10 protein-coding genes are annotated in these 14,931 nt (G+C 72.5%); 6 read left to right on the top strand and 4 right to left on the bottom strand.

What is annotated here, in order from left to right; all coding sequences use genetic code 11:
* The first annotated feature begins 135 nt into the window (after positions 1-135).
* The 6 genes from ACKI2N_RS08045 to ACKI2N_RS08070 all read left to right on the top strand — a co-directional run bounded on the left by ACKI2N_RS08045 (position 136) and on the right by ACKI2N_RS08070 (position 9,041).
* Positions 136-672 (top strand): RNA polymerase sigma factor, encoded by a 537-nt coding sequence (locus tag ACKI2N_RS08045; protein WP_420994997.1) that lies wholly within the window; start codon positions 136-138, stop codon positions 670-672.
* Positions 673-694: 22 nt separating this feature from the next.
* Positions 695-1,687, top strand: coding sequence for a FecR family protein (locus ACKI2N_RS08050; RefSeq protein ID WP_420994996.1), 993 nt, complete (start codon positions 695-697; stop codon positions 1,685-1,687).
* A gap of 66 nt (positions 1,688-1,753) precedes the next feature.
* On the top strand, positions 1,754-4,282 hold the full coding sequence (locus tag ACKI2N_RS08055; protein WP_420994995.1) for a TonB-dependent hemoglobin/transferrin/lactoferrin family receptor: 2,529 nt from the start codon (positions 1,754-1,756) through the stop codon (positions 4,280-4,282).
* 113 nt (positions 4,283-4,395) lie between these two features.
* A complete protein-coding gene (locus tag ACKI2N_RS08060; protein WP_420994994.1) occupies positions 4,396-6,456 on the top strand; it encodes a choice-of-anchor tandem repeat GloVer-containing protein in 2,061 nt (686 codons plus the stop codon).
* Positions 6,457-6,561: 105 nt separating this feature from the next.
* Complete coding sequence (locus ACKI2N_RS08065) at positions 6,562-8,427, top strand: choice-of-anchor tandem repeat GloVer-containing protein (protein WP_420994993.1); 1,866 nt, start codon at positions 6,562-6,564, stop codon at positions 8,425-8,427.
* Positions 8,428-8,501: 74 nt separating this feature from the next.
* Positions 8,502-9,041, top strand: coding sequence for a Fur family transcriptional regulator (locus ACKI2N_RS08070; RefSeq protein ID WP_420994992.1), 540 nt, complete (start codon positions 8,502-8,504; stop codon positions 9,039-9,041).
* A 34-nt stretch (positions 9,042-9,075) separates the two neighbouring features.
* Here the strand turns inward: ACKI2N_RS08070 and fumC are convergent, their stop codons facing one another.
* The 4 genes from fumC to ACKI2N_RS08090 form a co-directional block, all read right to left on the bottom strand.
* The gene (gene fumC / locus ACKI2N_RS08075) at positions 9,076-10,476 is read right to left on the bottom strand and encodes a class II fumarate hydratase (protein ID WP_420994991.1); all 1,401 of its coding nucleotides are present in this window, start codon (positions 10,474-10,476) and stop codon (positions 9,076-9,078) included.
* A 241-nt stretch (positions 10,477-10,717) separates the two neighbouring features.
* Positions 10,718-13,165 carry a TonB-dependent siderophore receptor gene (locus ACKI2N_RS08080; RefSeq protein ID WP_420994990.1) on the bottom strand — a complete coding sequence of 816 codons (2,448 nt, stop codon included), beginning with the start codon at positions 13,163-13,165 and terminating at the stop codon, positions 10,718-10,720.
* A gap of 87 nt (positions 13,166-13,252) precedes the next feature.
* A complete protein-coding gene (locus ACKI2N_RS08085; protein ID WP_420994989.1) occupies positions 13,253-14,293 on the bottom strand; it encodes a FecR family protein in 1,041 nt (346 codons plus the stop codon).
* The gene (locus ACKI2N_RS08090) at positions 14,290-14,808 is read right to left on the bottom strand and encodes a sigma-70 family RNA polymerase sigma factor (RefSeq protein WP_420994988.1); all 519 of its coding nucleotides are present in this window, start codon (positions 14,806-14,808) and stop codon (positions 14,290-14,292) included. The genes ACKI2N_RS08085 and ACKI2N_RS08090 overlap by 4 nt, the downstream gene beginning before the upstream one ends.
* Positions 14,809-14,931 lie beyond the last annotated feature (123 nt).

The raw sequence follows: 14,931 nt of genomic DNA on the forward strand, positions 1-14,931 counted from the left end.
GACCGGACGGTTTTCCCTGCCATCCGCGGCCGCTTTTTTTTCCGCGCGGGCATCTCCGGCCTGGCGCCACATTATTGCAAATGATTCGCATTTGTAATAAGGTGTGACGTCTTCGACTTATGCGGACGCCCCGTCATGCGTGCGACCCCCCCGGCTCCGGGCGCCACCTGGCTCGGACTCAACCTCGACTGGATCTACACCGACCTGCTGCGCGGCATCGTGCGGCGGACCTGCTCCGTCCATCATGCGCGCGACGTGCTGCACGACGCGCTGGTGCGCTTCGCGGTGGTGACGCTGCGCTCGCGCATCGCCGAGCCGCAGGCCTACGTGCGCCGCATCGTCGAGTCGGTGCTGGTGGACCATTACCGCAGCGACAGCCGCTACGTGCCGCTGGCCGAGGGCGACGAGCCGCAGCCGGGGCAGGCCGACATCGGCGCCGAGGCCGCGCCGTCCAGCGAGACCCTGGCCGACCTGCGGCAGCGCCTGGCCGCGATCCAGGCCGTGATCGAGAGCCTGCCGCCGCGCTGCCGCGAGGTATTCTGGCTGCTGCGCGTGGAAGGCTTCACCTACGCCGAGATCGGCGCGCGCATGGGCATCGCCCAGAAAACCGTGGAAGGCCACGCGGTGCGCGCGCTGGTGCAGCTGAGCCTGCTGCGCGAGCGGCTGGCGTGAGCGCCGGCGCGGCCCGCCAGCCATGACCGCCGAACTGCGCGAGGAGGCCGCGCGCTGGTTCCTGCGCATGCATGGCGCCGAGCCTGACGACGGCCAGCGCTCGCGCTTCGAGGCGTGGCTGGCGTCCGACCCGGCGCACGCGCAGGCCTTTCGCGCCATCGCCGGCGTCTGGGACGATTTCGATTCGCAAAGCCGGCTGCAGGCGCTGGCGGCGGCCAGCCAGGCCACCGCCGCGCGCGGCGAGCCCGCCCGGCGCGGGCCGCGCCGGCGCGCCTTCCTCAAGCAGGGCGCGCTGGCCGTGGCCTTGTCGGCCGGGGCGGGCGCGCTGGCCTGGCGCCTGGGCCTGCAAGGCGAGGGCGAAACCAGGCTGATCGCCACCGGCCCGGGCCAGACGCGGGACGTCACGCTGGACGACGGCTCGCGCATCGAGGTCGGCCCGGCCACGCGCCTGCGCGTGGCCTACGGCGCCGCGCGCCGCGCGGTATCGCTGCTCGAAGGCGCCGCCGCGTTCGACGTGCGCCGCGATCCCGACCGGCCGTTCGTGGTCGACAGCGGCGCGCTCGAAGTCGCCGTGCTCGGCACCTACTTCGCGGTCGACATGCTGCCGGCGCGCACGCGCGTGAGCGTGGCGCGCGGACAGGTCAGGGTGGCGCGCCCGCGCCGCATCCTCGGCTGGCGCTTCGGCGACGAGGAGCGCTGGCTGCTCGGCGCCGGCGAGGTGCTCGACGTGGGCCCGGACGGCGCCACCCGCCCCGGCATCCCCGCCGCCGACGCGTTCTCCTGGCAGAGCCGCGTGCTGACCTTCTCCGGCACGCCGCTGACCGAGGTGGCGCAGACGCTGTCGCGCTATCGCGCGCAGCCGTTCATCGCCGAGCCGGCGCTGGCGCGCATCCGCATCGCCGCGGTGGTGCGCACCGGCGACATCGAGCGCTTCATCGCCAGCCTGCCCGGCATCGCCCCGGTCCGGGTGGTGCCCGGCGGCGCCGACACGCCCACCTACCTGGAAAAGTTGTAACAAGACCAAGGGTATTGCGGCCGCGCTCGCGTCAGGACAACAAGAGCCAAGCCAATCAAGATACCCATGGTCCATCGTCATGCCGTGGCGCTCGCAGCCTGCCTGCTGTGCGCCCACCTTCCGCTTCACGCGCAGGAGATCGATTTCGATCAGCCCGCGCAGCCGCTCAGCACGGCCATCACCGAACTGGGCAAGCGCTCGGGCCTGTCCATCGTGGTCGACATGGCGCTGGTCTCCGGCCTGCGCGCGCAGCCGCTGTCGGGCCGCCACACGCCGCAGGCGGCGCTGGCCATGCTGCTGCACGGCACCGGCCTGCGCGGGCGCTTCGACGGCAGCATCGTCACCATCCGCCGCGGCGACGGCGACGGCGACGGCGCGGCGGGCGAGGGCGACGGCGCGGCGGGCGAGGGCGGCAAGGGCCCGGCGCAGCCCCACGGCAACCTGCTGCCGACGGTGGTGGTCACGGGAAAGCGCGACGCGCGGGAGCAGGCCTATGACACGCCGGGCTCGGTCTCCGTGGTCACGCGCGAAGAAATCGACCGCCTGCCGCCGCGCAACACCGCGGACGTGCTGCTCGACGTGCCCGGGGTCTACACCTCGCAGACGCGGCAGAATCCCGGCGTGGCGGTGAACATCCGCGGCCTGCAGGATTTCGGCCGCGTCAACGTGATGATCGACGGCGCGCGCCAGAACTTCCAGCGCAGCGGCCACGGCGCCAACGGCCAGGCCTATCTCGATCCCGAGCTGCTGGCCGGCGTGGACGTCTCCAAGGGCCCGGCCTCGACCGTGGGCGGCGCCGGCATGATCGGCGGCTCGGTGAACTTCCGCACGCTCGCCGCCGACGACCTGATCGAGGACGGCCGGCGCTACGGCGGGCGCGTCAACGCCACCACCGGCACCAACGCCTATCACTTCGCCGGCAGCGTGGCGGGCGCGTGGCGGCCCGCCGACCCGTTCGACCTGACCGCGGCCGTGAGCCGCAAGAACGTGGGCGAGTTCAGGCGCGGCAACAACGGCAACGGCGACAGCAACAACGGCTTCACCCACGGCACCAGCCTGCTGTCCGCGCAGGACCAGACCTCGGGCCTGTTCAAGATGGCGTGGCGCCCGGCCGCCGGGCACGAGCTGCGGCTCGGCTACGTGGGGCTCGATGCATCGTTTACCGAAGGCAGCTCGATCGACGTGCCCAGCGGCGCCGTGGCCACGCGCAACCGCGTGCGCAGCGACACCGTCACCGCCAACTACGACTGGAACTCCGGCCGGCGCTGGCTCAACCTCGCCACCAGCCTCTACTACACCCAGACCGTCAACGACCAGGACCGCGACGCCACCGACAGCTACGGCGCCTTCCGCCTGCACTACCGCACCAACACCGTGGGCGGCACCGCGCAGAACACCGGCTACTTCGGCCTGCCGGGCGTGGACGCCGTCGTCAAGGTCGGCGGCGAGTTCTTCCACGACTGGACCGACCCGCAGGCGCAGCCCAGCACCACCGGCCAGTCGCTGTGGTTTACCGGCGCCACGCCCAAGGGCCGGCGCACCGTGGCCAGCGCCTTCGGCGAAGCCAGCCTGCTGCGCGGCGACTGGCTGGAGCTGACCGGCGGGCTGCGCTACGACTGGTACGGCCTGCAGGGCGACGGCGAGATGTACGTGGGCTCCATCGCCAACGCGCCGGGCGTGCGCCCGAGCGTGACCGACCTCTACACCCGTTTCAAGGTCGACCGCAGCGACGGCGCGCTCGCGCCGCGGCTGTCGCTGGCGCTCAAGCCGGCCGAGCCGGTGCAGTTCTTCGCCAGCTACGGCCGCGGCCTGCGCCCGCCGGCCATCACCGAGTCGCTGATGTGGGGCATGCATACCGGCAACATGTTTCCCTACTACCCCAATCCCAACCTGAGCGAGGAGCGCGCCACCAACTGGGAGGCCGGGGCCAACCTGCGCTTCGACAACCTGCTCGCCGGCGGCGACAAGCTGCGCGTGAAGGCCGCCTGGTTCGACAACAAGGTCGACAACTACATCGTGCAGGCCCGCATCATGTCGCCGGTCAGCGCGGGCAACGGCGGCCTGTTCGGCCCGTTTGCCTTCGTCAACCTGCGCGATCCGTACCGCAGCAAGGGGATCGAGCTGCAGGGCGACTACGACGCCGGCTTCGCCTTCGGCTCGGTCAGCTACACACGCTTGCTGATCGACAGCGGCCGCGGCGGCTACGACCCGTTCCCGCTCGGCAGCCTGCTCGGCTATCCGGCCACCACGCTGGGCCAGCCCGGGGGCGCCAACCTGTGGTACGTGATGCCGCCCAAGGTCAAGCTGGTGCTCAGCGGCGGCGTGCGGCTGTTCCAGCGCAAGCTCACCGTCGGCGGCCGCATGAGGCTGACCACGCCCACCGCCAACGACAGCGGCTGGACCAGCGGCGCGGACACCTACAACCGCACCACCCACGTCTACGACGCATGGCTGACCTACCAGCCCACGCGCCAGCTCACGCTGCGCCTGTCGGTGGAGAACCTGCGCGACACCAATTATTTCGAGATGAACGGCGGTACCTACTGGGTCGCGCCGGGCCGCACCACCATGGCCACCGTCTCCTACAAGTTCTGAGCCGCGCCATGCCCGTGCGCCGCGCTTCCCTTCACCGCCCGACCCGCCATCCCGCCGCGACCATGCCATCCTTGCGTTCCGTTCTCGTCAGCCACGCCCGCCACGCCCGCCACATGCGCCGCGCCCTCGCGTCCGGCCTCTGGTGCCTGTGCGCGCTGTTGCCCGCCGCCGCCCGTGCCCTCGACACGGTGCGCGTCACGCCCGTCACCTCGTTCCACTACTACGCCGAGGAAGAGGAGGCGGGCAGCGGCGGCCTGGCCGGCTGGCCGCCGGTGCGCTATCCGTCGGCGCCGCCGCTGTACGCGCGCGGCGAGACCGGCGCCTTCCTGTACGGCACGGGCACCCTGTCCGACGCACGGCAGCCGCGCGGGCTGAACGCGGTGCCGGGCCTGTTCCTGCTGCCGCCCTCGGCCAACACGCACTACCGCGCCGCCAACCTGCGCGACGCGCTGCAGCTCGGCTACACCAGCATGCCGCTGGACGGCGGCGGCGCCTTCGACGTCGTCGGCGGCATCGGGATCGGCAACCTGGTCAGGCTGCGCGACGGCGGCCTGGTCGGCGCCATCGTGCCGGCCAGGCGGCTCGACGTTTTCAACGACAGCGGCGTGGTGAAGGCCGGCGCGCTGTACCGCACCGAGTTCGACGGCGCCAACGGCCGGCTGATCGCCGCCACCGTCGGGCAGCTGGTGCACCCGCTGGGCGTGCTGGTGGCGGATGCCGGCGACAACGTGTACGGCGTCGACATGGGCCCGCAGGGCAATGGCCGCATCTTCCGCCTCGGCGCCGACGGCGGCTTTTCCGTGGTGCACGAGTTCGCGCCGGGCGCCGACGGCATGCCGCACCTGCCCAACGGGCTGACGCTGGGCACCGACGGCTGGCTCTACGGCGTGACCGGCTACCGCCGCGGCATGCCGGGCGCCGCCGCCACGCCGGCCGCGCCGGCCACGCCCACCGGCACGCTGTACCGGGTCGACCCGGCCGATCCGTCCAGCTTTGCCGTGCTGCATGCGTTCACCTTGCAGGACGGCGAGTTTCCCGCCGTCCACCCGGGGCTGCGCGATGCGGGCAACAACGGCGCCGAGCCGGCGCTGGCCTACGTGGTGGACGGCGGCGACGGCTGGCTGTACGGCACCACCTCGGTGGGCTCCTGCCTGTCGGCGGCGACCCCCGCGGCCGCGCGCTACGCCAGCACCGGGCTGGAGGCCGGGCAGTGCGGCCGCACCTACAGCGGCCGCAGCGCCTGGTCGCGCGCGCCGCTGCAGGCCTATCCGCACCATGACGGCCCGCGCCCGTTCGGCACGGTCTACCGCATCCGCAAGGACGGCAGCGGCGGCCTGCAACTGCTCCACGTGTTCAGCGACGGCGACGGCGCCAATCCGCGCGGCCCGCTGGTGCTGGGCAAGGACGGCGCCATCTACGGCACCACCCTGGCGGGCGGGGCGAAGCATAGCTGGCAGGCGTTCTCCGACGGCCCGCGCTGCACCATCGTGTCGCTGTGCGGCCCGGACCAGCTCGAGCGCCCGGTGGGCAACGGCACGCTGTACCGCATCGTGCCGCAGCGCATCCGGGCCGATGCCGGCGGCGCGGTGAGCGACGGCGGCTTCGAGCACCTGCACGATTTCGACAAGGCCGTCGACGGCAAGGCGCCGGTCGGCCTGTCGGCGGGCGCGGACGGCAATCTGTACGGCGCCACGCTGTTCGGCGGCGCCGGCTACACCAACCGCTCCGGCAAGGCCATCGAGGAAGACGTGTACGGCACGCTGTTCCAGGTCAGCCTCGACGGCTCGGTGCAGCCGGCCAGTGTCAGCCTGACGGTCACCCCGGCCGGCGGCGACGCCGGCACCGTGGCCGAGCTGACCTGGACCAGCTACCTGGCCACCAACTGCGTGGCCGCGTCGTCGGCCGGCGACTGGACCGGCCCGGTGGCCGGCAGCGGCAGCATCCAGCTCGCCAAGCCCACCGGCGTCTACTACTACAGCCTGAGCTGCGACGGCGACGCGGGCGCCAAGGTATCCGCCATCGCCACGCTGCGCATCAACGCGCCCGCCACGGCGCAGGACGGCAACTCGGTGTCGTACGGCAACGGCGGGGGCGGCGCGGCCGGCCCGCTCGCGCTGCTCGCGCTGGGCGCGGCCGCGCTGTGGCGCCGCCGCGCCGCGCGCCGGGGCCGCTGAGCCATGCCGCGCCAGCCCATCCGGCACGTTCGCCGCATCCGCATTGCCACGCCCGCCGGCCCGCGCCGGCCCGGCCATCCATCGACCGTCATCAAGGAGAATTCCATGCGCCGCCAATCCGTTGCGCGCCATACCTCGCCCGCGCTTTGCGCCATCGCCTGCGCGCTGTGCGCCGCCGCCGCCGCGCCGGCCGCCATGGCGGCCGGCTTCGCCCCCGAAGTGCTGGCGCGGTTCGCCGGCGCCGCCGGCCAGCCGGTGGGCAACGCACCGTTCGCGCCGCCGCTCTATGGCAGCGACGGCAAGCTTTACGGCACCACGCAGGACGGCATGCCCCGGATCGGCAGCGGCGGCTACCTGTTCCAGGGCGTGGCCTACGTGCTCGATCCCGCCACGCGCGCCTATGGCGCCTTGCCGCTGGGCGACTTCGGCTGGGCCTACGGCAACCTCGTGCAGCGGCCCGACGGCAAGATCTATGGCCGCACCTCGGCCTCGCTGGTGGAGGCGCAGCACTACGCCAGCGTGCTGTTCGGCGTGGGCGCGCTGCTGCGCCTGGACGGCGGCGTGCCCACGCCCATCGCGCCGCGCGGCGCCGACCAGCAGCCGTTCTACGACTCCACCTTCCAGGCGCGCGGCCAGGCCGCGGTGGACGGCGAGGGGCGGGTCTACTTCTCGGGCGCGGCCACCGGCGTGTGGCGCATGAACGCGGACGAAAGCGTGGAGCGCATCGTCAACTTCCGCCTGCCGGCCTACCTCAAGGTGGTCGTCACGGGCGGCCGCTCCAAGACCTACTACACCAGGGGCGACGGCCTTGCCGCCGCGGTGTGGAGCACGGCGGACAACGCCCTGTACGGCGTCACCGCCAGCACCGGCGGCACCGGCGGCGACCCGGACCTGGTGCCGTCCACCGACGTGCCGGCCGGCACCCTGTTCCGCATCCGCGCGGCCGACATGCGCGGCGACGGCACCAGCACGATCGAGGTGCTGCACACGTTCGCCGGCACGCGCGACGGCTATGCCTATGCCAGCGACACCTACCAGACCGGGCTGGTCGAGGACGGCGAGTGGCTGTACGGCACCAGCCTCTACAACGGCACCACCACCAACCCGCTCAAGGACGGCGGCGCGGTGTGGCGCCTGCGCAAGGGCGATCCGGCCAGCTTCCGGGTGATCCACCGCTTCCGCGCCGATGCCGCGCTCGACGGCACCGCGCAGGGCGGCGGCGCCAATCCGTGGGGCACGCTGGTGCGCGCGGCCGACGGCAACATCTACGGCACCACCTCGCGCGACGCCACGCGCATCAACACGCTGCCGGCCTCCACCGCGGGCACCGTGGCGATCGGCGCGGGCACCGTGTTCCGCATCAAGGTGGGCGCCGCCGCCGACCGCGCCGACGACGCGGTGGAGGTGCTGCACCGCTTCGACGTGGCGCGCGACGGCGCGCGCCCGGTGGGGCTGTCGGCGGGTCCGGTGGCCGGCGGCGTGCAGAAGCTGTACGGCGCCACGCGCGCGGGCGGCGGCGGCGCCGACGCGCTCGACGGCAGCGATCTGGTGCCGGGCTACGGCACCGTGTTCTCGATCGACGTGCCGGTGCCGTCGGCCGTGCTCGGCAGCCTCACGGCGTCCGCCGCGTCGCTGGCCGCCGGCGGCCGCGTGACGCTGTCATGGCGCAGCGAGAACGCCACCGTATGCAATGCGAGCGGCGCCTGGAGCGGCAGCAAGGCAGCCAGCGGCAGCGAGCAGGTGACGGTGGGGCAGGGCGAGAACGTCTACACGCTTGCGTGCACCGGCGCGGACGGCACGCCGGGCGCGGCGCGCTCGGTCACGGTGACGGGCACCGCGGGCGGCGCGGACACCGGCAGCGGTGGCGGCCCGGCCGCCGGCGGCAGTTCGGAGGGAGGCGGGCCGCTCGCGCCCGCCGTGCTGGCAGCGCTGGGCCTGGCCGCCCTGTGGCGGCGCCGCGCGCGGGCCTGAGCCGCGCCTCGCCGCAAGCGCCGGCGCCGGCCCCCGTGCGGCCGGGCCGGCCCGGTCCCACGTCAGGAGTGCTTATGGATCAGCGCAATCAGCGCAATCAGCGCAATGAGCCGGAGCGGCAGGACCGGCCGTCCGCCGCGCAGCGGCTTGCCGATGCGCGCCTGCGCGCCACGCGCACACGCATGCTGGTGCTGGAGGCGCTGGCCGCACCGGATTGCGCGCAGGCCGACGCCGAGACCCTGTTCGCCCGCTTCGTGCTGGCCGGGCAGGGCACCAGCATGGCCAGCGTCTACCGCGCGGTGCGCGAGCTGGAGCGGCACGGCCTGCTGGCGCGGCACCGGACCGGCGGCGGCCGGGCGCTGTACCGGCTGCGTGCCGGCGCGCGTCCGGATGCGGCATTGGTGGTGACCGACGGCGCCGGCGGCTTTGCGCTGCGCGTCAGCGATGCCGCGATGTACGAGCAATTGCTGCACTGGCTCGGCACGCAAGGCCTGCGCGGGCAGCCGGGCATCATCCGCATCGAGGTGGAAGGCATGCAGGGCGGCGCCGGGCCGCTGCCGGCGGCGGCCCGGCGCCACGACATCTTCGGGCGCGTGCCGGAGCGCTCGCGCTGAGGCGCCCCGGCCGCGGCCCCGCATGCGGGGCGTGTCAGGCGCTCGGGTGCGTCATCTCGATGGGCACGATCCAGCGCGCGTAGTCTTCCTCGCTCAGGTAGCCCAGCGCCAGCGCCGCGGCCTTGAGCGTCAGGCCTTCCTTGTGCGCCTTCTTGGCGATGGCCGCCGCCTTGTCGTAGCCGATATGGCGGTTCAGCGCCGTCACCAGCATCAGGTTCTTGTCGAGGTTCTCGGCGATCTTCGGCAGGTTCGGCTCGATGCCGACCGCGCAGTGTTCGTCGAAGGCCAGGCACGCGTCGGCGATCAGCTCGATGCTTTCCAGCACGTTGTGCACCATCACCGGCTTGTACACATTGAGCTGGAAGTTGCCCTGGCTGCCGGCGAAGGCGACCGTGGCGTCGTTGCCGAACACCTGCGCGCACACCATCGTCATGGCCTCGCACTGGGTCGGGTTGACCTTGCCCGGCATGATCGACGAGCCCGGCTCGTTCTCGGGAATGTTCAGCTCGCCGATGCCGCAGCGCGGGCCCGACGCCAGCCAGCGCACGTCGTTGGCCATCTTCATCAGCCCGCCGGAGAGCGTGCGCAGCGCGGCCGAGGTCTGCACCAGCGCGTCGTGCGCCGACAGCGCGAAGAACTTGTTGGGCGCGTCGACGAACGGATGGCCGGTCAGCGTGGCGATGTAGGCCGCCGCGCGCGCGCCGAACTGCGGATGCGCGTTCAGGCCGGTGCCCACCGCGGTGCCGCCGATGGCCAGTTCCAGCAGGCCCGGCAGCGCCGTCTTGACGGCGTTCAGGCCGAAATCGATCTGCGCGACCCAGGCGCTGATCTCCTGGCCCAGCGTGATCGGCGTGGCGTCCTGGAGGTGGGTGCGGCCGGTCTTGACGATGTCCTTGTACGCCGTGGCCTTGGCCGCGAGCGTGTCGCGCAGCGCTTCCACCGCCGGCAGCAGCTTGGTGTAGATCTGCTCCACCACCGCGATGTGCATGGCGGTGGGGAAGGTGTCGTTGGAGCTCTGGCCGCGGTTGACGTGATCGTTGGAGTGCACCGGCGTCTTGCTGCCCAGCACGCCGCCGGCGATCTCGATGGCGCGGTTGGAGATCACCTCGTTGGCATTCATGTTCGACTGCGTGCCCGAGCCGGTCTGGAACACCACCAGCGGGAAGTGATCGTCGAGCTTGCCGGCGATGACCTCGTCGGCGGCCTGCACGATCAGGGCGGCCAGGTCCTTGGGCAGCTCGCCCAGCTCGGCGTTGGCCTCGGCCGCGGCCCGCTTGAGGATGCCCAGCGCGCGGATGACCGGCCGTTGCCAGCGGAACCGACTCACGCCGATCGGGAAATTGATGGTGGAGCGCTGCGTCTGCGCGCCCCAGTATCGGTCGGCCGGGACGTCGATGGCGCCCATCGAGTCGGTTTCGGAACGGAATTCGGACATCTGAGTTGCTCCCCAGGAAAAGGTTAAGCCACGCGCGCTCCTGCTCCGGGCGAGGAATTTCGCCCCGCGCTCCGCGCTGCCCCGGAACGATAGCGCATGTTGCCGCCGCTGGCACGCGTAGCCCGACCGGTGGAAGGGGTAAGCCGGCATGGCGCCGGCCGGCCCGCGGGCAGGTGATGCGGGCAGGTGACGCGGGCGATGCACGCGCCCGGCCATCGCCTGCGTCGCCGGCCTCGCCGCGCTACCAGCGGTACCTGGCGGTGGCCACCACGGTGCGCTCCAGCCCGTAGTAGCAGCCGTTGACGCAGGACTGCACGTAGTGGCGGTTGAACAGGTTCTGCGCGTTCACGGCGACGCTCACGCCATGCAGCGCGGGCGCGAGCCGGCCCAGGTCGTAGGTCAGCGCGGCGTCGAACAGCGTGAACGGCGGCACGTGCAGGGTGTTGGACTGGTCGTAGGTGCTGCCCGTGTAGCGCACGCCCAGGCCCAGCCCCAGCCCCGCCAGCGCGTCGCGGTGGAAGTCGTACTTGGCCCACAGCGCGAAGGCGTTGAGCGGGATGGCGAAGATGCGGTTGCCGGCGTCGCCGTCGTTCGACGCCGCCACCGCCGCGTGCGTGTAGGTGTAGGAGGCGATGACGCGCAGCTCGCGGCTGAGGTTCAGGCGCGCTTCCAGCTCGGCGCCGCGCGAGCGGACCTCGCCGCTCTGGATGCGGTTGTTGGGGTTGTCCGGGTCCTGCGTGACCACGTTGCGCTGGCGCAGGTCGAACAGCGAGGCGGTGATCAGCGCGTCGATGTGCTGCGGCTGGTACTTGATGCCGACCTCGTACTGCTTGCCGCGCGTGGGCACGAACGGCGAGCCGTAGGCGTCGGTGCCCAGCGTGGGCTGGAACGAGGTCGTGTAGCTCGCGTACGGCGCGATGCCGCTGTCGAACAGGTAGAGCAGGCCGGCCTGCCAGGTGAAGGCGCGGTCGGACTGCCGCGTCGCGCTCTGCGCGATGAAATCGTCGGTGGCGGTGCTGGACCAGTCCTGGCGCAGGCCGAGGTTCAGGCGCCAGCGCCCGAGCTTGACCTGGTCCTGGGCGTACAGCCCGAGCTGCCTGATGCGCTGGCGGTTGCGGATGTAGAAGTCGGCCGCGGTGTAGTCGCGCAGCGCGGCGTGGTAGTTGGGGTTGAAGATGTCCTGCGTGGGCGCGTCCGCGTCGGCCTCGGTGTCGTGCGCCACGGTGGACTGGTAGTCGAGGCCGACCAGCATGGTGTGGTCCAGCGCGCCGGTCCTGAATTTCGCCTGCGCCTGGTTGTCGACCACGAAGGTGTTGAGCCAGTTGTCGTCCATGAACTTGTCGCGCACCATGGTCGTGCCGGACAGGCTGTCGCCCTGGACGCTGTCGAAGGCGAAGCTCAGGTGCTGGTAGCGCAGGTTCTGGCGCACCGTCAGCACGTCGTTGAAGGCATGCTCGAAGGCGTAGCCGATCGAGGCCTGCGAGCTGGCGGTCTTGTTGAAGCCCAGGTCGCCGGAATAGAAGCTGTAGGGAATCTGGCCGGCCGGGTTGTGCAGCAGCGTGCCCTGGGCCGGCAGCTTGTTCCAGAAGCCCATGTTGGGGTCGCGGCGGAAATCCGCCAGCAGCGTCAGCGAGGTGGCGCTGTCGGGGCGGTAGGTCAGCGACGGCGCCAGCGCGAAGCGGTTGTCCTTGGTCTGGTCGACCTGGGTGTTGCTGTCGAACGCGACGCCGGTCACGCGGTACAGCCAGCGGCGGTCCGCGTCCAGCGGGCCGCCGAAATCGAAGCCGGCGCCGATGCGCCCGAAGTTGCCGAACTGCGTGTAGACCTCGTGGACCGGCTCCTCGGTGGGGCGCTTGCTGACGTAGTTGACGAAGCCGCCGGGCGAGATCTGCCCGAACAGCACCGACGACGGCCCCTTGACCAGCTCCATGCGGTTGAGCATGTACGGGTCGTAGGCGGCCGGCACGAAGGTGCCGGTCACCAGGCGCAGGCCGTCCAGGTAGGTTTCCGCCGGGAAGCCGCGCATGTTCAGGTAGGTGCCGCCCTTGGTGTCGGCGCCGTTGAAGTCGGTCACCGCGCCGGCCGAGTAGCGGAAGGCCTGGTTGACGTTGATCACGCCCTGGTCGTCCATCTGGTCGCGCGTGATGACCGAGATCGACTGCGCGGTTTCCAGCACCGGCGTGCCGGTCTTGGTGGCGGCCGCGCTCTGCCGGGCGACGTAGCCGTTGCCGGGGCCGTTCGGCGACTCGGCCGCCGCGGCGTCGCGCACGGTGACCTGCGGCAGCATGGCCTCGGACTGGCCGGGCACGGCGTGGACCGTCCAGCCGCCGCCGGTGCGGCTTGCCGCCAGGCCGTGCGCGGCCAACAGCGCGGCCAGCCCTTCCTCGACCGTATAGCTGCCCGACAGCGCGGCGGCGCGCTTGCCGCCGACCAGCGCGGGATCGAACGACAAGGTGATGCCGGCCTGGCGGGCAAACGCGTTGAGGGCATCCTCGAGGCTGCCGCCGGCGATGCGCAGCGACAGGCGCGCGGGCGCCGCGGCCTGCGCCCGCGCCGCGGGCATGGGCGCGGCAAGGCCCAGCGCCGCGCCGAGCAGCAGCGCGCGGGCGGCGCCGGCGATCGACGCCGTGGCGGGCGGGGCGATGCCGTGGCGAGGGGGATGGCCGGGATGGCGGAAGCGGGTACGCATGGAGGGCGGGTCCTTTCGGTTTCAGGTGGTGTCACCCGTCTGCCGGACGAGGCCGCCAAAACCCGTAATCCGCGCGCAAGAAAATTTTCAGTGCCGCGCCACCAGCAGCGTCGCGCCGGGCTGCTGCACCACCCGCAGCGGCAGGGTGGCCGCCAGCACTTCCAGCGCCCGGCCGACCGGATCGGGGCCGTCGAGCTGGAACACGCCGGACACGCGCAGCGCGCCGGCGCCCGCATCGCAGCGCAGCGGCATGCCGCGGTAGCGCGCCAGCTCGGCGACGAAGGCATCGAGCCGCATCTGCTTGGCGACCAGGGCGCCGCCGGTCCAGGCCTCGGGCGTGAAGGTGAGGTCGCGCAGCCGCACCGGCGCGGCTGCCTGGTCCGGGATCAGGAAGGTGTCGCCGGCGCGCGCCAGGACCGGCGCGCCGTCGTCGTCGGCATGGATGGCGACGCTGCCTTCGACCACGTAGAGCCGCGTCTCGCCGGCCGACCGGCGCACGCCGAAGCGGGTGCCGATGGCTTCCAGGCGCGCCTGCGCGGTCTCCACCCAGAACGGCCGGCGCCCGGCGACGGCATCGGCGTCGCGCCCGGTGTCGACGAACAGCTCGCCGTGCCGCAGCACGATCAGGCGCCGCAGCGGCGAAAAGACGACCTCGGCCTCGGAGTCCGTGTTCAGTTGCAGGCGGGTGCCGTCGGCCAGCATCACGCTGCGCCGGTCGCCCACCGCGGCGGCGTAGCGCGCGCGCTGTTGCCACGGCAGCAGCCGCGCCGCCAGCGCGGCCAGCACGGTGCCGATGGCCGCCGTGCCGAGCAGCTTGAGCGCGCGGCGGCGCCCGTCGCCCTGCAGGCGCTGCGCGGACTGCAGCGCGTCCAGGGCCAGCGTGCCCTGGCCGGCGGGCAACCTGCGGAAGGCCTGCTCGATCTGCTGCACCTGCTGCCAGGCGGTCTCGTGGGCGGGATGGGCGGCGCGCCAGGCCGCGCAGGCGCCGCGCTCGGCGTCGGTGGCGGTGCCGGACTCCAGCCGCACGGCCCAGTCGATGGCCCGGTCGATGGCGTGGTCCGGCGCGTGGCCGGGCGCGTGGGACGGCGGCGCGCCGGCGGCCGCCGCGGTGGCCGGCCGGCGCTTCAAGGCAGCGATGCCGCGCGCGCCGCCAGGCAGTGGCGGATGGCGGTGGCCATGTATTTCTCGACCGAGCTCAGCGACACGCGCAGGCGCGCGGCGATCTCCGCGTAGCTCAGGCCTTCCAGCCGCGACAGCAGGAAGGCGCTGCGCGCCCTGGGATTGAGCCCGTCGAGCAGGGCGTCGACCTGCACCAGCGTCTCGATCAGCAAGTGGCGCGCTTCCGGCGACGGCGCGCACGCCTCGGGCAGCGCGGCGATGGCCTCCAGGCAGGCGCGCTCCACCGCGCGCCGGCGGATATGGTCGACCACCAGCCCGTGCGCGATGGTGGTCAGCCACGCCCGCGGCTCGCGGGCCGCATGGGCCTCGAGCGGGCGGCCCAGCACGCGCATGAAGGTGTCCTGCGCCAGGTCGGCCGCGTCGAAGGCATTGCCCAGCTTGCGCTGCAGCCATCCCTTGAGCCAGCCGTGGTGATAGCAGTAAAGGGCTTCGACTTTCTGGTGGTGAGTATCGGCCGCCGACATGGCTGCTCCGCGCAAGTGCTGGACGCCCGCGAGGAAAAGTGACCAGGGCGCCCTGTGCTGCGTCCCGGCCATTCTTCTTAAGCGAAATTAAATGAGAACTGTTCGCAATTGTATTGGCGGGAC

Source organism: Cupriavidus sp. 30B13, from assembly GCF_049059565.2.
Taxonomy (GTDB): domain Bacteria; phylum Pseudomonadota; class Gammaproteobacteria; order Burkholderiales; family Burkholderiaceae; genus Cupriavidus.